Consider the following 20,133-nt stretch of genomic DNA (forward strand, 5'->3'; position numbering starts at 1 on the left):
CTTCCGGGGCGCATGACATGCCAGCAGCTTTTACCCGGTTCGCACCAGGCTGGCGAACCCTTGGCCTGGCCGTGGCGCTGCCGGCGTCCCTGGCGGTGTTCAGCCCGGTCACCTTCGCCGCCGACGTGGTGGTCGTCACCGACGGCCACCACCCGGTCAAGACCATGGGCGGCGAACGGCTGATCGAGCTGGATGAAGCGCCGCGCATCGAGGCCGAGCTTTCGGCGAATCTGCCCACCGACCCCGACCAGGCGACAGCCCTGGTCAAGCGTCGGCTGACCCAGGGAGGCACTGACCTTCAGCGGCGCATCGCGACGGCCTACCAGGGCGTGACGGACGCATGGAGCCTGGGCATCACCGCCGTCCCGGCCGTCGTGGTGGACCAGCGCTATGTGGTCTATGGCGAGCCGGACGTGGCCCGCGCCATCGCGCGGATCGAACAGCACCGGAGGACCGAACCGTGATCCACCCATTCGACCTTCTGCGCCGCATGCGAGCTGCTGTCGCGTCCGTGCTGCTGCTTAGCGCCACGGGCAGCTACGCCCTGAACACGGCAACCATCGTGGGTTCAGTGGCTTCGCCCGATTGCCTGGAATACCGGGTGGTGGGTATCTGCTACTGGCTCTATTGCACCTGGACCGGCTGCACGGTGCGTACCTCCGTCAAGGTCAGGCACTACATCCCCGATGCAGTGGTGTCGTCGTACTCGAACACCGGCGAGAACCCCTGGGTTGAAGTGCGCGCCATGAGCACGCCCAATCCTTCGGCCCAGGCCGGCGGGGACGGCACCACGAACGAGGATCATGAAAACAACCTCGCCAAATTCAAGAACAGCGATGTTATCGGCCATCCCGGCGGCGAGGTGTTCAACCAGTTCGCCTCGTCCTCCGGCTACTTCTGCCAAGGCGCGGGCACGGCCTTCATGCCGTATCTGCTCAGCACCCTGGACACGCTGGCCTGGCGCTACAACGTGCCCGAGATGGCCTACCCGGAGGCGTTGATTCCGGGCATGCGTGAGGTCGGTGCGCGCACCACGATGAACCTCTGGGGCAATGTCTATCCACGCGGTGGCTTCCTGCACCAGACCGACGACCACAAATCCGGGGCGGTGGTGGCCCAGCGCGCGGGCGATGTCGTCACGCGCCGCGGGCAGTTGCACGTGTACCAGCCACTGCTCGCCAACGCCCGTGACGGCTACTGGCCGGCCGGGGCGCTGGTCGAAGGCGATACCTCCACCGGGAAGTGGCAGGAGCTGACCCCTCGTCTGTCGAACACCTGCGTGGTCTTCCCCCACAGCGGCACGCTGACCCAGGCCCAGCAAGGCGACTACGCCTGGGCGCTGTGGCGGCCGTATGCCTGCTGCGAACGCCGCGGGCAGGTGTTCCTGGGCAGCGTCGATTTCCTCTGAGGTGCCACGATGAAGCGTCCTGAACCGATGAACCTTTCCGCCAAGGCGTGCTACTTGCTGCGCCCGACGGCGCTGGCCGGCACGCTCGCTCTGGTCTGCGGCCTGGCGTGGGCGCAGGTCGGATACCAGAACAGCGGCCCCGTCATTGGCGATGACGTCATGTACTCGATCGGAGGCGGCAGCGCGGTGTCCATGGGCCGCGCGGCTGGCATGCGCTCCATCGGGGTCGGCTTGGGGTGGAACAGCAACCTGATCTGCGGCGACATGAGCATCCAGACCACGCTGCGCAACCAGCTCAACGGCATCACGAACGGCTTCCAGCAGATCATGAGCAACGTGATCCAGAGCGCCACCAGCGCGGTGGCGTCCCTGCCGGCGCTGATCATTCAGCGCGCCGATCCCGGCCTGTACAACCTGCTGACCAACGGCGTGCTGCAGGCGCGGCTGGACTTCGACCGCTCCAAGCTGACGTGCCGCGCGATGGCCGAGAAGATGGCCGAGACGGCGGGCGGCCAGCTTGGCTGGAGCCAGATGGCCGAAGGCATGGCCCTGCGTGACGCGGTTGGCAGCAACGATGCCGTTTCGGCCGTCGAGCAGGCTGAGACGCGCCGCGGCAACGACGGCGTTCCCTGGGTGGGCGGCAGCAATGCCGGTGGCGCAGGCCAGTCCGCCATTCGGGTGGTCGGCGACGTCACCCGCGCGGGCTACAACCTGGTCAACGGGCGCGGCGTGACGGACACATCCTCCATCGCGCCCGCCAGTTGCGCGAGCCTGTCCTGCCAGACCTGGACGTCGCCGCAGCAGGCGACCGAATGGGCCACCCGGGTCCTCGGGGAACAGGTGCAGCGCACGTGCGATTCCTGCACCAAGACCGAGACGGTGCCCGGCGTCGGGCTGACGCCGCTGATCCAGGAGGAGTACGAAGCCAAACTGGAAGTCTTGCAGGAACTGGTTTCCGGCGTGCGCAACACCACCTTCGAGAACTTGCGCGAGGCCGGCAGCACGTCGCTGCCGATCACGCGCGGCGTCATCGAGGCGCTGCGCGACGAGCCGGACCAGGACCTGCTGGCGCGGCGCCTTGCGTCCGAGGTGGCGCTGTCGTCGGTGCTGGAGAAGGCCTTGTTGCTCCAGCGCACGCTGCTCACGGGAAAGAAGGAGCCCAACGTGGCGGCCAACGAGTTGGCGGTCGAGGCTGTGAACCACGAGAGCGACACGCTCGACCGGGAGATCCGCAACCTGAAAACGGAGCTGGAGCTGCGCCGCGAGCTGGCGAACAACTCGCCGATGGCGATCATCCAGCGCCATGGTACGCGCGCGGCCGGCTCGCGCGGCATCTACGAGGGCGATCCGGTGCCCGACCGCCTCGACCAGTTGCAGAAGGGCAATCCGGGAGTCCGGCCATGAGCGCAATGCGCATGACCTGGCGCCCCTTGCGCTGGCTGTTCAGCCGGCGCGCGGCGAAAGCACTGCTGTGGGCGGTGGTGATCGTCGCCGCTGCGGTGGGGGCCAACGTCGCCGGCATCTACCTGGTCGGGAGCGTGGCCGGCTGGGAGCGGTGGCTCGCGGCCGCATCGGGCTACTTCTTCGTGTGGCGGTTGTGCCTGTACGGGGCGACGGCCTATGGCTGGGTCTGGATGCGGCGCCGGCTGCTGGTACGTGAGGACGACGCCCAGGCGCGGCGCCGCCTGGTGCGCACCGAGGTCGCGGGCGTCGTCGCCATCGTGGCGCTGGAAGCCAGCCTGCTGATGCAGGCCGGTTGAGGGGAGATGGCGCGATGACGCTTTTCACGACCGACTACCTGGAGTACTACCTGACGCTGGTGTCCTGGATCGTCAACAACGGCATCTGGGCGGTGCTGGTATCCAGCGGGGTATTCGCGCTGCCTTTCGTCGCCATCATCGTGCAGGAGTGGTTGAAGGCCCGTGCGGAAGGTGCCGACGAGGGCAATAAAGGCGTGCTGAGCGCCGCCCGCATCGAGAACCGGGTCTTCGTCGCCATCGTGGTGGTGATGTTCGCCGGCATTCCGTTCATCGACGTGGACCTGAACACCATCCAGTACGACAGCTCGCGCTCGGCCCAGTGCCAGGTCAGCGTGCCGCAGCCCACGGATACCGGCTGGTCGCAGTCCTTCAGCACCATCAACAACCAGTCGGCGAAGGTGCCCGTCTGGTGGGCGTTCATGCATGCACTCTCGCGCGCCGTCACGAGCGCCTCGGTGGCGGCGATCCCGTGTGGCACGGACCTGCGGCAGATGCGCATGGAGATCGACGCCACGCGCATCGATGACCCGGTGCTGGCTCAGGAAGTAGCGGATTTCTCGCGGGATTGCTATGGGCCTGCACGGGCCAAATTGTTCATGCAGCGCCCTCAGCTCGATGAGCAGCAGATGCACGACGTGACCTGGATCGGATCGCGGTTCTTCACCGACACGAACGGCTACTACGACACGTACCGTTCCAGCACGCCGCGCGATGACTGGCCCTATGACAGCAACCGCGACGCCGGGCTGGCTCAGGTATCCAGTGGCGGTGGCTACCCGACCTGCAGGCAATGGTGGGCCGATGGCGGTAATGGCCTGCGGGCACGCTTGCTGGGACAGGTGGACCCGAGCCTGCTCAATCGCCTGGCGGGCTGGGCCGGGTTCCTGAGCCGAGCCGAGGTGGACGACTCGGTAATCCGCACGATCGCGTCACCGCGGCAGCAGAAATTGAACCAGGGCAGCGTCTATACCGACTACGGCGGCCAGATCGACAAGACCCTGCCGAACATTGTGACGCGGGCCACGGGCGATGTTGGGATGGCAGTCGGCGCGATTGCCGCGTTTCCAGCCATGGACGTCGCGAGGCAGGCCCTGCCCATGGTGCTTGCATTGCTCAAGATGGCACTGGTTATCTGCATCCCGCTCGTGCTGGTCGTGGGCACCTATGACCTGAAGACGGTGGTCACGGTCAGCGTCGTGCAGTTCGCGCTGTTCTTCACGGACTTCTGGTTTCAGCTTGCACGCTGGATTGACAGCACCATCCTCGACGCGCTCTATGGCTGGGGGTTCGGCTGGAACCGGCCGCACACCAATTTCGACCCGTTGGTAGGACTGAACAACGCCTTCGGTGACATGCTCCTAATGTTCGTCACGGGCACGATGTTTCTGGTCCTGCCGACGTTTTGGGTCGCTGCCTTGGGGTGGGTCGGAGTTAAGGCTGGGGTGATTGCTCAGAACCTTGCTGTCGGCTCCAAGGAAGCGCGTGATAGCGCCGGGTCAGGTGTAAACAAGGTAGCCGGCAAGGTTCTGTGACGGACAGTCCAAACCTCAGTCATCGAACGGATCGTTCGGGTCGTGAGGGTCGAGCCGCTGGCCATTGGAAGAATACAGGCCAAAGCCCGCCTCGCCATTGCGCAGTTCATCCTGTTGCGCCCAGCGGTCATCATCCCTAGCCGAATTGCCAGCCAACCATGCCGCCGCAACGCCCAGCAGTAGCAACACCGCCAGCCAGAAGGTGGTGTACAGCAGCACCCCGAGCGCAACCAGCTTGACCACCCACACGAACGCGGTGGCACCGGCCGCCGGCATCCCCTTGGACACCAACCAACTCGATGCCCGGCGTTCGCCGCGCACGTAGGCACGCCATCCGCGACCCAAGGTGCGGCCGAGGCGTTCTGCGGTGCTGATGCGTGTCGTGGTGTTCATGGTCGTCTCCTGCTACTGAGGGATGCCTATTCCAGTTTGCTCCAATCCTGCTTGCTTGCCTGTATCAGCGCGTGCCAGTCGTCTGGTGGGTTCCCGCGTCCGAGCATCTTCTCGAACACGACATACGGGTCCGATTTGCTACCCGAAGACCGCAGGGTCTGTTCATCGTTGACCCAGGCGTACACAATGACCTTCGCCTTCGAGTCGTACCGGAAGAACAGCCGGAACCGCCGTCCGATCTTGGCCCTTCGCCAGTGGCGGTGGGCAGGTCCCAAGGTGTTGCCCTGGCGGTACTCGTCGCGTGCCGGATCGCCTGGCACCACATCCAACATCAACTGGCTCAGGGCCCGGAAGAGCTTGACGTTGGCATTGGACTCGAAGCCCGCCGGGTCATTCTCCTGCGCGCGCCTCGCGGCCGCATGCAGTTTCTGCAACTGCTCGATCACGCAGTCGTGGAAGAGCAGCGTCCAGCCATGCCGTTGCATCAGAGTTCCACTTTCCCGTCGATCTCCTCGTCCAGGTTCACACCGTGGCCAGCATGCTCCAGCATGGCGCGCGCCAGATCCTCGGGCAGGCCCCGGACGTTCCGGCCAGCTTCGATGTCGCGGGCCAGCAGGCTCAGAAACGCGCCAATGGCGGGGTCCTCGTGCTCGGCATCAACACGGGTGACGACGACTTCGCTGCCCCGCAGATCGAACGCGAGCTTGCCGCCGGCATCGACGCCGAGCGCCTGCCGGATGGGCTTGGGCAGCGTGATCTGGCCTTTAGAGGTCAGCGTGGCGACTTCGTGGATGGCAGGCATGGCGACTCTCCTGATTGCGATACCTGCATGGTAAGGAAATTTCCTTACTTTGTCAATCTGAGGCCTCACAGCGTTCTCCCGAGTCCAAGAATCGGCCCATCGTAGGGCGTGAACAGCCAGCCTTCCTGTATCAATACGGCCCTTCCGCAACCCGCATTGGCGGTGGACGGTCAGCACCCGTCGCCCTATACCCAAAGGCTGTAAAGGGTCGAAATGGCGAGGGAATGGGTTGCAAGGGGAATGGCCCTACCTCGAAAAGGCAAAAAGGCACCCCGCTCGGCCCGCGACAGGACATCCGCATGCTCTCTCTGTTCCAGCGAAAACGGCCCGCGGTCGCTACCGCTCCGACGCCACCTCCCGCATCCGACCTCCCGAAAGGGTTGATGCGGCCCGAGTCGGCCGCATCGCTGCTGGCCACCCCGCGCCGGCAGAAACTGCTGGAGCACATCTGGCAGCGCACGTCGCTCTCACGTAAGCAGTTCGCCACCTTGTACCGGGCGCCACTGGAACGCTACGCCGAGCTGGTCCAGGCTTTCCCGGCTTCCGAGGCGCATCATCACGCTTACCCCGGCGGCATGCTCGACCACGGCCTGGAAATCGTCGCCTACAGCCTGAAGCTGCGGCAGTCGCATCTGCTGCCCATCGGGGCCAGCCCCGAAGACCAGGCGGCGCAGTCTGAAGCCTGGACTGCCGCAGTCGCCTATGCCGCGCTGCTGCATGACATCGGCAAGATCGCCGTCGATCTGCACGTCGAACTGGCCGACGGCTCGCTGTGGCACCCCTGGCATGGCCCGCTGCACCAGCCATACCGCTTCCGCTACCGCGACGATCGAGAATATCGGCTCCACAGCGCTGCGACAGGTTTGCTCTACCGCCAACTCCTCGACAGTGATGCCCTGGACTGGCTCAGTGGCTATCCCGACCTGTGGGGACCGCTGCTCTACGTCCTGGCCGGCCAGTACGAGCACGCCGGCGTGCTGGGCGAACTTGTCGTACAGGCCGACCGCGCTTCCGTGGCCCAAGAGTTGGGAGGCGATCCCGCGCGCGCTATGGCCGCCCCCAAGCACGCGCTGCAACGCAAGCTGCTGGACGGGTTGCGCTACCTGCTCAAGGAAGAGTTGAAGCTGAACCAGCCCGAAGCCTCCGATGGCTGGCTCACCGAGGACGCCTTGTGGCTGGTGAGCAAGACGGTTTCGGACAAGCTACGTGCGCACCTGCTGTCAGAGGGCATCGATGGCATCCCTACGAACAACACTGCGGTGTTCAACGTGCTTCAGGACCACGGCATATTGCAGCCGACGTCGGACGGGAAGGCGGTCTGGCGCGCGACCGTGACCAGTGCGACCGGCTGGTCCCACTCATTTACCCTGCTGCGTCTAGCTCCCGCGCTGATCTGGGAAGCTGGCGAACGGCCAGCATCGTTTACCGGCACGGTGGCAGTCGACGCTGCGGCAATCGAGAAGGATGCTGGCTTGGAGGCTGCCCCGCCTATGACTGCCGCGAAGCCTGTCTTCGAAGAACAGACGACGCCACCTTGGGAAGGCAGCAGCCCCGCTGACTTGGCTTCACCGCCCGCAGTTCAGCCCCTGCCTGACGTCATGGAAGACATGCTGGCGATGGTGGGCTCCGGACACCTCCTTGCGACGCGACAGGATGCAGAGCCCGTCCCGGCCTTCGCAACGAGTTCGCTGGTACTGCCTGTGCCAGCGTCTAAATCTTCGGCATCGACACAGCAGCCTTCGGGCGAGCACTTCATGGGCTGGCTTAGGCATGGCTTGCAGAGCCGAAAGCTGATTCTCAACGATGCCAAGGCACTGGTGCATACCGTGGACGACACGGTGTTCCTGGTAAGCCCTGGGGTGTTTCAGCGCTATGTCCAGGAGCATCCTCAAGTTCCAGCACTCGCCAAGCAGGATGCCGTTGTCGACTGGCAATGGGTCCAGAAGCGCTTCGAGAAGCTGCAGGTCCATCGCAAGCAGCCCAGCAGCTTGAACATCTGGACCTGCGAGGTCACCGGCCCGCGCAAGTCGCGCAAGCTGCATGGCTACTTACTCGATGACCCTGGCCAACTGTTCGATGAGCGGCCACCGAACAATCCCTACTTGAAACTGGCATAGGTGCTAGATACGGGCCCATAGAGGCACTGGTTGCCTGCCGTGCGCGTAGCATGGATCAACCTCTCTGCTTCATAGAAACGAACGTTGGACACGGTTACGCCGCCGAGGCTGGCGACGTCGCCAACCATTGGCACACGTTCCGTGGCAAAAGGCTTGGCGACCACCGTCGTCGGGGTGGCTGTTCGTACAGATCGTTGTTTCATCATCGTCTCGGCGTGGATCATGTACTGCAGCAAGCACGCCTGCAGCCTCTAGGGCTACGCTGATTAAGGTCAGCCTTGCGGGTTGATCGGGTGGCAAGGCAAGCGGTGCTTCGCGATGATGCCTGCATGAAGCAAGCAACACTCGCAGCAGCAGCCGATCAGGGCGCGGAGTTCGAGCGATTTCGCAGGCCAACGCGGCGCGATGTGTTCCTGCAGACGATGGACACCATCGTGCCGTGGGCTGAGCTGTGCGAAGTCATCGAGCCCCACTACCCGAAGGCCGGCAGGGGCCGTCCGCCCATTGGCCTGGAGCGCATGCTGCGCATGTACTTCGTGCAGCACTGGTTCAACCTCGCCGACGAGGCCTGCGAGGAGGCGCTGCTGGACAGCACGGCGCTGCGCCGCTTCGTGGGCATTGACCTGGGCCGCGAGCGCGTTCCCGACGGCACCACCTTGCTGAAGTTCCGCCGGCTGCTGGAGGACGACAAGCACAAGCTGGGCGCCGCACTGTTCACCAAGGTCGGTGAAGTGCTGCAGAGCAAGGGCATGAAGGTTGGCACCGGCACCATCGTGGATGCCACCATCATCTCGGCGCCGAGCTCGACCAAGAATGACAAGGGCGAGCGCGATCCCGAGATGCACCAGACCAAGAAGGGGCAGCAGTACTTCTTCGGCATGAAGCTGCACATCGGCGTGGACAGCGAGACGGGCCTTGCGCATAGCGCGGTGGTGACGGCGGCTAACGTTCACGACAAGCACCCGCTGCCCGAACTGCTGCACGGCCAGGAGCTGGAAGTCTTCGGCGACAGTGCCTACGCCTCCCAGCAGGCGTTGATCGCGGCCAAGGCACCGAAGGCCAAGGACCAGACGAATCAGAGGGTCCGAGGCACAGGGTATCTGGCCGACTTGGAGCGCATCGTCAACCGCATCAAGTCCAAGACGCGCTCTCGGGTGGAACACGTGTTTGCCGTGGTGAAGCGCCAGTTCGGCTTCAGCAAGGTCCGCTACAAGGGCCTGGCGAAAAACGCGACGCGAGCGTTCGTGGCGCTGGGTTTGGCGAACATCTACCTGGCGCGCAAGCGTCTGGTGGCATGAGTGCGTCCACAGTGGGCGTGCGACGCGCCTGCCACCTTGAAAAGGCTGAAGAATGCGGCGTTGACTTGGAGCAACCGGATCACGTCAGCCAAGTCGGGCGTCAGCACGACGCAGTGTCGAAATCTCAGGCTTGTTCAGCGTAGCCCTAGAGTCGAAGAAGTCGACTCGTCTCAAAGCCGGGGGGTGCTGGTGGACAACAGCAAATCGAGGCGGTGTTCGACCAGCACCGCCTCGATGCTGCGCGGCGGCTGACCGGTCATCTGCTCGATGACACCGTCGGAGAACGGCGCCAGCCCGCGTTTGGACACCTCTTCGATGATCAGCGCCTCTCGCAGCGTGGATTTCGGAAAGCCCGAGACCTGCAGATGCAGCGCCAGGGCTTCCTCACTGACGGGCACCAGGTCGATGCTGGCTCCGAAGATGATATTGATGCTGTTCACCAGCGCCTCGGCAGTGAGAGCCTGCGGGCCGGTGATCGCCAGCTCTCCGGGCGGAACAGGGTCCGCCCGCAGTACCGCCGCAGCGGTGCGCGCCACGTCCTCGCCCGCCACGTAAGGCAGTCTGCCTTGCGGCGCTGAGCTAAACCACTTCCCGCACCGAAGCGCCAGGATGATCCGCGGAAACAATCGCTCCATAGGCCAACTCACCCGCAAGACTGACAAGGCTAGGTTGCGAGCCTCGCATGCCTGTGCCACCGTCTCGCATTCCCGCGCTACAGTCATCAGCGAGGGGTCGAACACTTCGATCTGGGCCGCGTACACCACGGTGCGGACGCCGACGCGCGCTGCGGCATCGATCATGGCCTGCAGTTGGCGACGCCGCGACCACGAGCCGTCGGCAGCGCCCGGCAGGAGCAGCAGGCGGTGTGCACCGGTGAAGGCGGCATCCAGGGACGCTGCATCGTCGGGATCCGCGCCGCGAATACGCGCCCCACGGGCAGCCAGATCCACAAGGTGCACTGGTTGGCGGCTGGTGGCGATGACCTCCGCTTCATCGCGGCGCAGCAGCAGTTCGACGACGCGCCGGCCGAGCGGATCATGGGCACTGGCAACCAGCAGGCACGGAGAAAGCAACCGGGTCACCGGATGGCTCCCCCTGGCGGAGTGTGCCGGCTGCGCAGAAATGCGATTGCCGCGATGCGCGGCCTGCGCTCGTTCATGGTCGAGCTTCCTCCTGAACGGATCCAACGGTCCGGGCGCCATCGTGCAGCAGGCCGGCGACACCCTGGCGCGCATTCCCGGCGTCGGTGAGGTCAATGTTTTCGGCGGCGGCGACTACGCCATGCGGGCGTGGCTCAACCCCGAGGCCATCGCCTCGCGAGGCCTGACGGCCGGGGACGTGATCGCAGCGATGCGCGAGCAGAACGTACAGGTCTCGGCGGGCCAGGTCGGCGCCGAACCCATGCCGAACAGCGACTTCCTGAGCCTGATCAATGCGCAGGGCAGGCTGACCACGGTCGAGGAGTTCGGCAACATCGTGCTCAAGACCGGCGACAACGGCCAGATCGTGAAGCTGTCCGATGTCGCCCGCCTCGAACTCGGCGCGGGCGACTACACGCTGCGCGCCAAGCTGGACCAGAACAGCGCCGTCGTGGGCATGGGCGTCTTCCAGGCACCGGGGGCCAACGCGCTGGACATCCGTGACCAGGTGATCGCCACCATGGACGCGATGCAGAAGACCTTCCCGCCGGGAATCAAGTACGAAGCGGTGTATGACACCACGGTGTTCGTGCGCGAATCCATCAACTCTGTGGTCGCCACGCTGCTGGAGGCCGTGGCCCTGGTGGTGCTGGTGGTGATCCTGTTCCTGCAGACCTGGCGCGCCTCCATCATCCCGCTGATCGCAGTGCCGGTGTCCATCGTGGGTACGTTCGCGGTCCTGCACCTGCTCGGGTTCTCGATCAACACGCTCACCTTGTTCGGACTGGTGCTGGCTATCGGCATCGTGGTCGACGACGCCATCGTGGTGGTGGAGAACGTGGAGCGCCACATCGAGGCCGGCGCGCAGCCATTGGAAGCGGCGCACCTGGCCATGCGGGAGGTGTCGGGCCCGATCATCGCCATCACCTTGGTGCTGTGCGCGGTGTTCGTGCCCATGGCATTCCTCGACGGCGTCACCGGCGAGTTCTACAAGCAGTTCGCGGTCACCATCGCCATCTCGGTGGCGATCTCTGGCCTGAACTCCCTGACGCTGTCCCCGGCGCTGGCCGGCCGGCTGCTGCAGGCCCATGGCGCCCCCAAGGATGCACTGTCTCGCGGCATTGACCGGGCATTTGGATGGCTGTTCCGCCCGTTCAACCGCTTCTTCAACCGCAGCTCCAACAAGTACGAGCGCGGGGTCTCGCGCGTGCTCGGTCGGCGCGGGGCGGTGTTCGTGGTCTATGCGCTACTGCTGCTGGGCACGGGTCTGATGTTCAAGGCCGTGCCCGGCGGCTTCATTCCGACCCAGGACAAGATGTACCTGATCGCGGGCGTGAAGCTGCCCGAAGGCTCCTCCATCGGGCGCACCGATGCGCTGCTGAGCAAGGTCATCGACGTCGCACTGGAAACCGACGGCGTTGCCAGCGCGGTGGCATTCCCCGGCCTGAATGCCCTGCAGATGACCAATAGGGGTCGTCTCAGAAAACGGAAAATAAAGCACGCTAAGGCATAGCCGAACCTGCCAAGCTTGCTCCACCCTGTAGTGACGCGATCAGCGGGCAGGAAACGTTCCCCCTTCGCGCATGGCAGGCGCACACCAACTCAGACAGCACGGCCTCCATGCGCGCCAGGTCAGCCATTTTCTCGCGCACGTCCTTGAGCTTGTGCTCGGCCAGACTGCTGGCTTCCTCGCAATGGGTGCCATCCTCCAGCCGCAGCAGCTCGGCGATCTCATCCAGGCTGAAGCCCAGCCGCTGGGCTGATTTCACGAAGCGCACCCGCGTTACATCCGCCTCGCCATAGCGGCGGATGCTGCCATAGGGCTTGTCAGGCTCCAGCAACAAGCCCTTGCGCTGATAGAAACGGATGGTCTCCACATTGACCCCGGCCGCCTTGGCGAAAACGCCAATGGTCAGGTTCTCCAAATTGTTTTCCATATCGCTTGACTCCGTACATGAGTACGGAAGTAAGGTTACGCTATCCAATTTCAATTCGAAAGGACAAGCGCATGTCTGAACCAAAAACCGGGCGCGGCGCGCTCTTCACTGGAGGGCTTGCCGCCATCCTCGCCTCGGCTTGCTGCCTCGGGCCGTTGGTTCTGATCGCCTTGGGGTTCAGCGGCGCTTGGATCGGCAACTTGGCGGTGTTGGAACCCTATCGCCCCATCTTTATCGGCGTGGCGCTGGTGGCGTTGTTCTTCGCCTGGCGGCGCATCTACCGGCAGGCAGCGGCCTGCAAACCGGGTGAGGTCTGCGCGATTCCCCAAGTGCGAGCTACTTACAAGCTCATTTTCTGGATCGTGGCCGCGCTGGTTCTGGTCGCGCTCGGATTTCCCTACGTCATGCCATTTTTCTACTGATCGGAGTTCACCATGAAGAAACTGTTTGCCTCCCTCGCCCTCGCCGCCGTTGTTGCCCCCGTCTGGGCCGCCACCCAGACCGTCACGCTGTCCGTACCGGGCATGACCTGCTCCGCCTGCCCGATCACTGTCAAGAAGGCGATTTCCAAGGTCGAAGGCGTCAGCAAAGTTGACGTGACTTTCGAGACACGCCAAGCGGTCGTCACCTTCGACGATGCCAAGACCAGCGTGCAGAAGCTGACCAAGGCAACCGCAGACGCGGGCTATCCGTCCAGCGTCAAGCAGTGAGTCACTGAAAACGGCACCGCAGCACAACGGACGTCATTGTCTGGCGCCACAAACGATAAAGGATCTGTTGCATGACCCATCTAAAAATCACCGGCATGACTTGCGACTCGTGCGCGGCGCACGTCAAGGAAGCGCTGGAAAAAGTGCCAGGCGTGCAGTCGGCGATGGTGTCCTATCCGAAGGGCACAGCGCAACTCGCCATCGTGCCGGGCACATCGCCGGACGCGCTGACTGCCGCCGTGGCCGGACTGGGCTACAAGGCAACGCTAGCCGATGCGCCACTGGCGGACAACCGCGTCGGACTGCTCGACAAGGTGCGGGGATGGATGGCCGCCGCCGAAAAGCACAGTGGCAACGAGCCCCCGGTGCAGGTAGCGGTCATTGGCAGCGGTGGAGCCGCGATGGCGGCGGCGCTGAAGGCCGTCGAGCAAGGCGCGCAGGTCACGCTGATCGAGCGCGGCACCATCGGCGGCACCTGCGTCAATGTCGGCTGTGTGCCGTCCAAGATCATGATCCGCGCCGCCCACATCGCCCATCTGCGCCGGGAAAGCCCGTTCGATGGCGGTATTGCGGCAACTGTGCCTACGATTGACCGCAGTAAGCTGCTGGCCCAGCAGCAGGCCCGCGTCGACGAACTGCGGCACGCCAAGTACGAAGGCATCCTGGGCGGTAATCCGGCCATCACCGTTGTGCACGGTGAGGCGCGCTTCAAGGACGACCAGAGCCTTACCGTCCGTTTGAACGAGGGTGGCGAGCGCGTCGTGATGTTCGACCGCTGCCTGGTCGCCACGGGTGCCAGCCCGGCGGTCCCGCCGATTCCGGGCTTGAAAGAGTCACCCTACTGGACTTCCACCGAGGCCCTGGCGAGCGACACCATTCCCGAACGCCTTGCCGTAATCGGCTCGTCGGTGGTGGCGCTGGAGCTGGCGCAAGCCTTTGCCCGGCTGGGCAGCAAGGTCACGGTCCTGGCGCGCAATACCTTGTTCTTCCGTGAAGACCCGGCCATCGGCGAGGCGGTGACAGCCGCTTTCCGTGCCGAGGGCATCGAGGTGCTGGAGCACACGCAAGCCAGCCAGGTCGCCCATATGGACGGTGAATTCGTGCTGACCACCACGCACGGTGAATTGCGCGCCGACAAACTGCTGGTTGCCACCGGTCGGACACCGAACACGCGCAGCCTCGCGCTGGACGCAGCGGGGGTCACTGTCAATGCGCAAGGTGCCATCGTCATCGACCAAGGCATGCGCACGAGCAACCCGAACATCTACGCGGCCGGCGACTGCACCGACCAGCCGCAGTTCGTCTATGTGGCGGCAGCGGCCGGCACCCGTGCCGCGATCAACATGACCGGCGGCGATGCGGCGCTCGACCTGACCGCAATGCCGGCCGTGGTGTTCACCGATCCGCAAGTGGCGACCGTGGGCTACAGCGAGGCGGAAGCCCACCACGACGGGATCGAGACCGACAGCCGCACCTTGACCTTGGACAACGTGCCGCGTGCGCTCGCCAACTTCGACACACGCGGCTTCATCAAGTTGGTTATCGAGGAAGGCAGCCATCGGCTGATCGGCGTACAGGCGGTCGCGCCGGAAGCGGGTGAACTGATCCAGACGGCGGCTCTGGCCATTCGCAACCGCATGACGGTGCAGGAACTGGCCGAACAGTTGTTCCCCTACCTGACGATGGTCGAGGGGTTGAAGCTCGCGGCGCAGACCTTCAACAAGGATGTGAAGCAGCTTTCCTGCTGCGCCGGGTGAGAAAAAGGAGGTGTTCAATGAACGCCTACACGGTGTCCCGGCTGGCTCTTGATGCCGGGGTGAGCGTGCATATCGTGCGCGACTACCTGCTGCGCGGATTGCTGCGCCCGGTGGCGTGCACACCAGGCGGCTACGGCTTGTTCGATGACGCCGCCTTGCAACGGCTGTGCTTCGTGCGGGCGGCCTTCGAGGCGGGCATCGGCCTCGACGCGCTGGCGCGGCTGTGCCGGGCGCTGGATGCGGCGGACGGCGACGAAGCGGCCGCGCAGCTTGCCCTGCTGCGTCAGTTCGTCGAGCGTCGGCGCGAAGCGTTGGCCGATCTGGAAGTGCAGTTGGCCACCCTGCCGACCGAGCCGGCACAGCACGCGGAGAGTCTGCCATGAACAACCCCGAGCGCTTGCCGTCCGAGACGCACAAACCGATCACCGGCTACCTGTGGGGCGGACTGGCTGTGCTGACTTGCCCCTGCCACCTGCCCATCCTCGCTGTCGTGCTGGCCGGCACAACCGCCGGTGCTTTCCTCGGCGAGCATTGGGTCATCGCGGCGCTCGGTTTGACCGGCCTGTTCCTTCTGTCCCTGTCGCGGGCGTTGCGGGCATTCAGGGAAAGAGAATGAGCGCTTTCCGGCCGGATGGATGGACGACGCCGGAACTGGCCCAAGCGGTCGAGCGCGGGCAGCTTGAACTGCACTACCAGCCCGTCGTCGATCTGCGCAGTGGTGGGATTGTCGGCGCGGAAGCCCTGTTGCGCTGGCGTCATCCGACGCTTGGACTATTGCCACCGGGCCAGTTCCTGCCCGTGGTCGAATCGTCCGGCCTGATGCCTGAAATCGGCGCTTGGGTGCTGGGCGAAGCCTGCCGCCAGATGCGTGACTGGCGAATGCTGGCATGGCGACCGTTCCGGCTGGCCGTCAATGTTTCGGCGAGCCAAGTGGGACCGGACTTCGACGGGTGGGTAAAGGGCGTGCTGGCTGATGCCGAGTTGCCCGCCGAGTATCTCGAAATCGAGCTGACCGAATCGGTCGCGTTTGGTGATCCGGCGATCTTCCCCGCCCTGGACGCCTTGCGGCAGATCGGTGTGCGCTTCGCCGCCGATGACTTCGGGACGGGGTATTCCTGTCTGCAACATCTGAAGTGCTGCCCAATCAGCACGCTCAAGATCGACCAATCGTTTGTCGCCGGGCTCGCCAACGACCGCCGCGACCAAACCATCGTGCACACCGTGATTCAGCTTGCGCACGGGCTGGGCATGGATGTGGTGGCTGAAGGCGTGGAAACATCGGCGAGTCTTGATCTATTGCGACAAGCGGACTGCGACACAGGACAAGGCTTCCTGTTCGCGAAGCCAATGCCGGCGGCGGCATTCGCCGTCTTCGTCAGTCAATGGAGGGGTGCCACCATGAATGCAAGTGACTCGACCACCACCAGTTGCTGCGTGTGCTGCAAGGAAATCCCGCTCGATGCCGCCTTCACCCCGGAAGGCGCGGAATACGTCGAGCACTTCTGCGGGTTGGAGTGTTATCAACGCTTCGAAGCGCGTGCCAAGACAGGGAACGAAACCGATGCCGATCCGAACGCCTGCGACTCGCTACCGTCAGATTGAGGCATACCCTAACTTGGCGTCAGACCATCCGGCGCTAAATCGTCAGAATAGAGTTGCCTTCCGAATTGATTGACATACGCCGTCAAGGGTCATAGATTTCTTCCTGACACATTTCCCTCAGGAGGATACCTTGCACGGTCAGCGCATCGGTTACGTCCGCGTCAGCAGCTTCGACCAGAACCCAGAACGGCAGCTCGAACAGATCCAGGTGGATAAAGTGTTCACCGACAAGGCGTCGGGCAAGGACACACGGCGGCCCGAACTGGAACGGCTGCTCGCCTTCGTGCGCGAAGGCGACACGGTCGTGGTGCACAGCATGGATCGTCTGGCGCGCAACCTCGACGACCTGCGCCGCCTGGTGCAGGGCCTCACCCAGCGCGGCGTACGCATCGAGTTCCTTAAGGAGCATTTGACCTTCACCGGCGAGGACTCGCCGATGGCGAACCTGATGCTGTCGGTAATGGGCGCGTTCGCCGAGTTCGAACGCGCCTTGATCCGCGAGCGGCAGCGCGAGGGCATCGCGCTCGCCAAGCAGCGCGGGGCCTACCGTGGCAGGAAGAAATCCCTGTCGTCTGAGCGTATTGCCGAACTGCGCCAACGTGTCGAGGCTGGCGAGCAAAAGACCAAGCTGGCTCGTGAATTCGGAATCAGTCGCGAAACCCTGTATCAATACTTGAGAACGGATCAGTAAATATGCCACGTCGTTCAATCCTGTCCGCCGCCGAGCGCGAAAGCCTGCTGGCGTTGCCGGACACCAAGGATGAGTTGATCCGTCACTACACGTTCAGCGAAACCGACCTCTCCATCGTCCGGCAGCGGCGCGGCCCGGCCAACCGGCTGGGCTTCGCCGTGCAGCTCTGTTACCTGCGCTTTCCTGGTGTCATCCTGGGCGTCGATGAGCCGCCGTTTCCGCCCTTGTTGAAACTGGTCGCCGACCAGCTCAAGGTCAGCGTCGAAAGCTGGGACGAATACGGGCAGCGGGAGCAGACCCGGCGCGAGCACCTGGTCGAACTGCAAACGGTGTTCGGCTTCCAGCCCTTTACCATGGGCCACTACCGGCAGGCCGTCCAGTTGCTGACCGAGATGGCCTTGCAGACCGACAAGGGCATCGTGCTGGCCAGCACCTTGATCGAGCACCTGCGGCAGCAGTCGGTCATTCTGCCTGCCCTCAACGCCGTCGAGCGGGCGAGCGCCGAAGCAATCACCCGCGCCAACCGGCGCATCTACGATGCCTTGGCCGAACCGCTGTCGGACGCGCATCGCCGCCGCCTCGACGATCTGCTCAAGCGTCGGGACAACGGCAAAACGACCTGGCTGGCCTGGCTGCGCCAATCGCCCGTCAAACCGAATTCGCGGCACATGCTGGAACACATCGAACGCCTCAAAGCGTGGCAGGCGCTCGACCTGCCTTCTGGCATCGAGCGGTCGGTGCACCAGAACCGCCTGCTCAAGATCGCCCGTGAGGGTGGCCAGATGACGCCCGCCGACCTGGCCAAGTTCGAGGCGCAGCGACGCTATGCCACCCTGGTGGCGCTTGCCATCGAGGGCATGGCCACCGTCACCGACGAAATCATCGACCTGCACGACCGCATCCTGGGCAAGCTGTTCAACGCCGCCAAGAACAAGCATCAGCAGCAATTCCAGGCGTCCGGCAAGGCGATCAACGCCAAGGTGCGGCTGTTCGGCCGCATCGGCCAGGCGCTGATCGAGGCCAAGCAGGCGGGCCGCGATCCGTTCGCCGCCATCGAGGCCGTCATGTCCTGGGATGCCTTCGCCGAGAGCGTCACCGAAGCGCAGAAGCTTGCGCAGCCCGAGGACTTCGATTTCCTGCACCGCATCGGCGAAAGCTACGCCACGCTGCGCCGCTACGCGCCGGAATTCCTTGCCGTGCTCAAGCTGCGGGCCGCTCCCGCCGCGAAGGACGTGCTCGACGCCATCGAGGTGCTGCGCGGCATGAACAGCGACAACGCCCGCAAGGTGCCCGCCGACGCGCCGACCGAGTTCATCAAGCCGCGCTGGCAGAAGCTGGTCATGACCGACACCGGCATCGACCGGCGCTACTACGAACTGTGCGCGCTGTCGGAGATGAAGAACGCGTTGCGTTCCGGCGACATCTGGGTGCAGGGGTCGCGCCAGTTCAAGGACTTCGAGGACTACCTGGTGCCGCCCGCGAAATTCGCCAGCCTCAAGCAGGCCAGCGAATTGCCGCTGGCCGTGGCCACCGACTGCAACCGGTACCTGAACGACCGGCTGACGCTGCTGGAAACACAGCTTGCCACCGTCAACCGTATGGCGACGGCCAACGAGCTGCCGGACGCCATCATCACAGAGTCAGGCTTGAAGATCACGCCGCTCGACGCGGCGGTACCCGACACCGCCCAAGCGCTGATCGACCAGACGGCAATGATCCTGCCGCACGTCAAGATCACCGAACTGCTGCTGGAGGTGGACGAATGGACGGGCTTCACTCGGCATTTCGCGCATCTGAAATCGGGCGACCCGGCCAAAGACAAGAACCTGTTGCTGACCACGATCCTCGCCGACGCGATCAACCTGGGCCTGACCAAGATGGCGGAGTCTTGCCCCGGCACGACCTACGCCAAGCTGGCTTGGCTGCAAGCCTGGCACATCCGCGACGAAACCTACGGGGCGGCGCTGGCCGATCTGGTCAACGCACAGTTCCGCCATCCCTTCGCCGAGCACTGGGGCGACGGCACCACCTCATCGTCGGACGGCCAGAACTTCCGCACCGGCAGCAAGGCCGAGAGCACCGGCCACATCAACCCGAAATACGGGAGCAGCGCAGGGCGGACGTTCTACACCCACATTTCTGACCAGTACGCGCCATTTCACACCAAGGTCGTGAACGTCGGCGTGCGCGATTCGACCTACGTGCTCGACGGCCTGCTGTACCACGAGTCCGACTTGCGGATCGAGGAGCATTACACCGACACGGCGGGCTTCACCGATCACGTCTTCGCCCTGATGCACCTCCTGGGCTTCCGCTTCGCGCCGCGCATCCGCGACCTGGGCGACACCAAGCTCTACATCCCGAAGGGCGACGCCGCCTATGACGCGCTGAAACCCATGATCGGCGGCACGCTCAACATCAAGCACGTCCGCGCCCATTGGGACGAAATCCTGCGGCTGGCCACCTCGATCAAGCAGGGCACGGTGACGGCCTCCCTGATGCTCCGAAAGCTCGGCAGCTACCCACGCCAGAACGGCCTGGCCGTGGCGCTCCGCGAGCTGGGCCGCATCGAGCGCACGCTGTTCATCCTGGACTGGCTGCAAAGCGTGGAACTGCGCCGCCGCGTGCATGCCGGCCTGAACAAGGGCGAGGCGCGCAATGCGCTGGCCAGGGCAGTGTTTTTCAACCGCCTGGGTGAAATCCGCGACCGCAGTTTCGAGCAGCAGCGCTACCGGGCTAGCGGCCTCAATCTGGTAACGGCTGCCGTCGTGTTGTGGAACACGGTCTATCTGGAACGGGCTGCGCACGCGCTGCGTGGCAACGGCCATGCCGTTGATGACGCGCTGTTGCAGTACCTGTCGCCGCTCGGTTGGGAGCACATCAACCTCACCGGCGATTACCTCTGGCGCAGCAGCGCCAAGATCGGCGCGGGCAAGTTCAGGCCGCTACGACCGCTGCAACCGGCTTAGCGTGCTTTATTTTCCGTT

21 protein-coding genes and 1 pseudogene are annotated in these 20,133 nt (G+C 64.4%); 16 read left to right on the top strand and 6 right to left on the bottom strand.

Going from position 1 to position 20,133, the window contains the following annotated elements; genetic code table 11:
• The first annotated feature begins 17 nt into the window (after positions 1 to 17).
• Genes U6958_RS23620 through U6958_RS23640 form a run of 5 tightly spaced genes read left to right on the top strand, consistent with a single transcriptional unit; the run spans position 18 to position 4,700 of the window.
• Positions 18 to 464 carry a TIGR03757 family integrating conjugative element protein gene (locus U6958_RS23620; protein WP_009518519.1) on the top strand — a complete coding sequence of 149 codons (447 nt, stop codon included), beginning with the start codon at positions 18 to 20 and terminating at the stop codon, positions 462 to 464.
• Positions 461 to 1,408 carry a TIGR03756 family integrating conjugative element protein gene (locus U6958_RS23625; protein WP_009518520.1) on the top strand — a complete coding sequence of 316 codons (948 nt, stop codon included), beginning with the start codon at positions 461 to 463 and terminating at the stop codon, positions 1,406 to 1,408. Before U6958_RS23620 ends, U6958_RS23625 begins: the two co-directional genes overlap by 4 nt.
• A gap of 9 nt (positions 1,409 to 1,417) precedes the next feature.
• Positions 1,418 to 2,812: an integrating conjugative element protein gene (locus tag U6958_RS23630; RefSeq protein WP_009518521.1), complete on the top strand. Its 1,395-nt coding sequence runs from the start codon at positions 1,418 to 1,420 to the stop codon at positions 2,810 to 2,812.
• Positions 2,809 to 3,168 (top strand): hypothetical protein, encoded by a 360-nt coding sequence (locus tag U6958_RS23635; protein ID WP_009518522.1) that lies wholly within the window; start codon positions 2,809 to 2,811, stop codon positions 3,166 to 3,168. The genes U6958_RS23630 and U6958_RS23635 overlap by 4 nt, the downstream gene beginning before the upstream one ends.
• Positions 3,169 to 3,182: 14 nt before the next feature.
• Complete coding sequence (locus tag U6958_RS23640; RefSeq protein ID WP_009518523.1) at positions 3,183 to 4,700, top strand: conjugal transfer protein TraG N-terminal domain-containing protein; 1,518 nt, start codon at positions 3,183 to 3,185, stop codon at positions 4,698 to 4,700.
• Between the two features lie 15 nt (positions 4,701 to 4,715).
• Here the strand turns inward: U6958_RS23640 and U6958_RS23645 are convergent, their stop codons facing one another.
• The 3 genes from U6958_RS23645 to U6958_RS23655 are packed head-to-tail and all read right to left on the bottom strand — an operon-like array spanning position 4,716 to position 5,895.
• Entirely contained in the window at positions 4,716 to 5,093 is a 378-nt protein-coding gene (locus U6958_RS23645) for a DUF3742 family protein (RefSeq protein ID WP_009518524.1), read from the bottom strand.
• Between the two features lie 26 nt (positions 5,094 to 5,119).
• On the bottom strand, positions 5,120 to 5,578 hold the full coding sequence (locus tag U6958_RS23650) for a type II toxin-antitoxin system YhaV family toxin (protein WP_009518525.1): 459 nt from the start codon (positions 5,576 to 5,578) through the stop codon (positions 5,120 to 5,122).
• On the bottom strand, positions 5,578 to 5,895 hold the full coding sequence (locus tag U6958_RS23655) for a type II toxin-antitoxin system PrlF family antitoxin (RefSeq protein ID WP_023098543.1): 318 nt from the start codon (positions 5,893 to 5,895) through the stop codon (positions 5,578 to 5,580). Before U6958_RS23655 ends, U6958_RS23650 begins: the two co-directional genes overlap by 1 nt.
• Positions 5,896 to 6,194: 299 nt before the next feature.
• On the opposite strand from U6958_RS23655, the gene mobH reads away from it, so the two are divergent.
• Positions 6,195 to 8,012, top strand: a complete 1,818-nt coding sequence (mobH, locus tag U6958_RS23660; protein WP_023098542.1) for a MobH family relaxase — start codon at positions 6,195 to 6,197, stop codon at positions 8,010 to 8,012.
• Here the strand turns inward: mobH and U6958_RS33355 are convergent.
• On the bottom strand, positions 7,994 to 8,236 hold the full coding sequence (locus tag U6958_RS33355; protein WP_306424785.1) for a MerR family DNA-binding transcriptional regulator: 243 nt from the start codon (positions 8,234 to 8,236) through the stop codon (positions 7,994 to 7,996). The two genes, mobH and U6958_RS33355, sit on opposite strands and share 19 nt — an antisense overlap.
• A 105-nt stretch (positions 8,237 to 8,341) precedes the next feature.
• On the opposite strand from U6958_RS33355, the gene U6958_RS23670 reads away from it, so the two are divergent.
• The gene (locus U6958_RS23670) at positions 8,342 to 9,310 is read left to right on the top strand and encodes an IS5 family transposase (protein ID WP_016445619.1); all 969 of its coding nucleotides are present in this window, start codon (positions 8,342 to 8,344) and stop codon (positions 9,308 to 9,310) included.
• Positions 9,311 to 9,480: 170 nt separating this feature from the next.
• Here U6958_RS23670 and U6958_RS23675 read toward each other — a convergent pair whose 3' ends face one another.
• Positions 9,481 to 10,392 (bottom strand): NAD(P)H-binding protein, encoded by a 912-nt coding sequence (locus tag U6958_RS23675; RefSeq protein ID WP_023098540.1) that lies wholly within the window; start codon positions 10,390 to 10,392, stop codon positions 9,481 to 9,483.
• Between the two features lie 136 nt (positions 10,393 to 10,528).
• Here U6958_RS23675 and U6958_RS23680 point away from each other — a divergent pair.
• A pseudogene (locus U6958_RS23680) lies at positions 10,529 to 11,917 on the top strand (efflux RND transporter permease subunit); the annotation flags it as partial.
• Positions 11,918 to 11,951: 34 nt separating this feature from the next.
• On the opposite strand, the gene U6958_RS23685 reads toward U6958_RS23680, so the two are convergent.
• Positions 11,952 to 12,386 (bottom strand): mercury resistance transcriptional regulator MerR, encoded by a 435-nt coding sequence (locus U6958_RS23685; protein ID WP_003131969.1) that lies wholly within the window; start codon positions 12,384 to 12,386, stop codon positions 11,952 to 11,954.
• Positions 12,387 to 12,457: 71 nt separating this feature from the next.
• On the opposite strand from U6958_RS23685, the gene merT reads away from it, so the two are divergent.
• The 8 genes from merT (at position 12,458) to U6958_RS23725 (ending at position 20,115) form a co-directional block, all read left to right on the top strand.
• Positions 12,458 to 12,808 carry a mercuric ion transporter MerT gene (gene merT / locus U6958_RS23690; protein ID WP_003131974.1) on the top strand — a complete coding sequence of 117 codons (351 nt, stop codon included), beginning with the start codon at positions 12,458 to 12,460 and terminating at the stop codon, positions 12,806 to 12,808.
• A gap of 12 nt (positions 12,809 to 12,820) precedes the next feature.
• Complete coding sequence (gene merP, locus U6958_RS23695; RefSeq protein WP_003131987.1) at positions 12,821 to 13,096, top strand: mercury resistance system periplasmic binding protein MerP; 276 nt, start codon at positions 12,821 to 12,823, stop codon at positions 13,094 to 13,096.
• Between the two features lie 71 nt (positions 13,097 to 13,167).
• Positions 13,168 to 14,853 carry a mercury(II) reductase gene (gene merA, locus U6958_RS23700; protein ID WP_074923284.1) on the top strand — a complete coding sequence of 562 codons (1,686 nt, stop codon included), beginning with the start codon at positions 13,168 to 13,170 and terminating at the stop codon, positions 14,851 to 14,853.
• A 17-nt stretch (positions 14,854 to 14,870) separates the two neighbouring features.
• Positions 14,871 to 15,236 (top strand): mercury resistance co-regulator MerD, encoded by a 366-nt coding sequence (gene merD, locus U6958_RS23705; RefSeq protein ID WP_000995360.1) that lies wholly within the window; start codon positions 14,871 to 14,873, stop codon positions 15,234 to 15,236.
• The gene (gene merE / locus U6958_RS23710; protein ID WP_003132004.1) at positions 15,233 to 15,469 is read left to right on the top strand and encodes a broad-spectrum mercury transporter MerE; all 237 of its coding nucleotides are present in this window, start codon (positions 15,233 to 15,235) and stop codon (positions 15,467 to 15,469) included. The genes merD and merE overlap by 4 nt, the downstream gene beginning before the upstream one ends.
• A complete protein-coding gene (locus tag U6958_RS23715) occupies positions 15,466 to 16,455 on the top strand; it encodes a DUF3330 domain-containing protein (protein WP_003132006.1) in 990 nt (329 codons plus the stop codon). The genes merE and U6958_RS23715 overlap by 4 nt, the downstream gene beginning before the upstream one ends.
• 130 nt (positions 16,456 to 16,585) lie before the next feature.
• Entirely contained in the window at positions 16,586 to 17,146 is a 561-nt protein-coding gene (locus U6958_RS23720) for a recombinase family protein (protein ID WP_003124096.1), read from the top strand.
• A gap of 2 nt (positions 17,147 to 17,148) precedes the next feature.
• A complete protein-coding gene (locus U6958_RS23725) occupies positions 17,149 to 20,115 on the top strand; it encodes a Tn3 family transposase (protein ID WP_023098537.1) in 2,967 nt (988 codons plus the stop codon).
• Positions 20,116 to 20,133 lie beyond the last annotated feature (18 nt).

The sequence above is a fragment of the Delftia lacustris genome (genome assembly GCF_040267515.1).
Lineage (GTDB): Bacteria > Pseudomonadota > Gammaproteobacteria > Burkholderiales > Burkholderiaceae_C > Comamonas > Comamonas tsuruhatensis.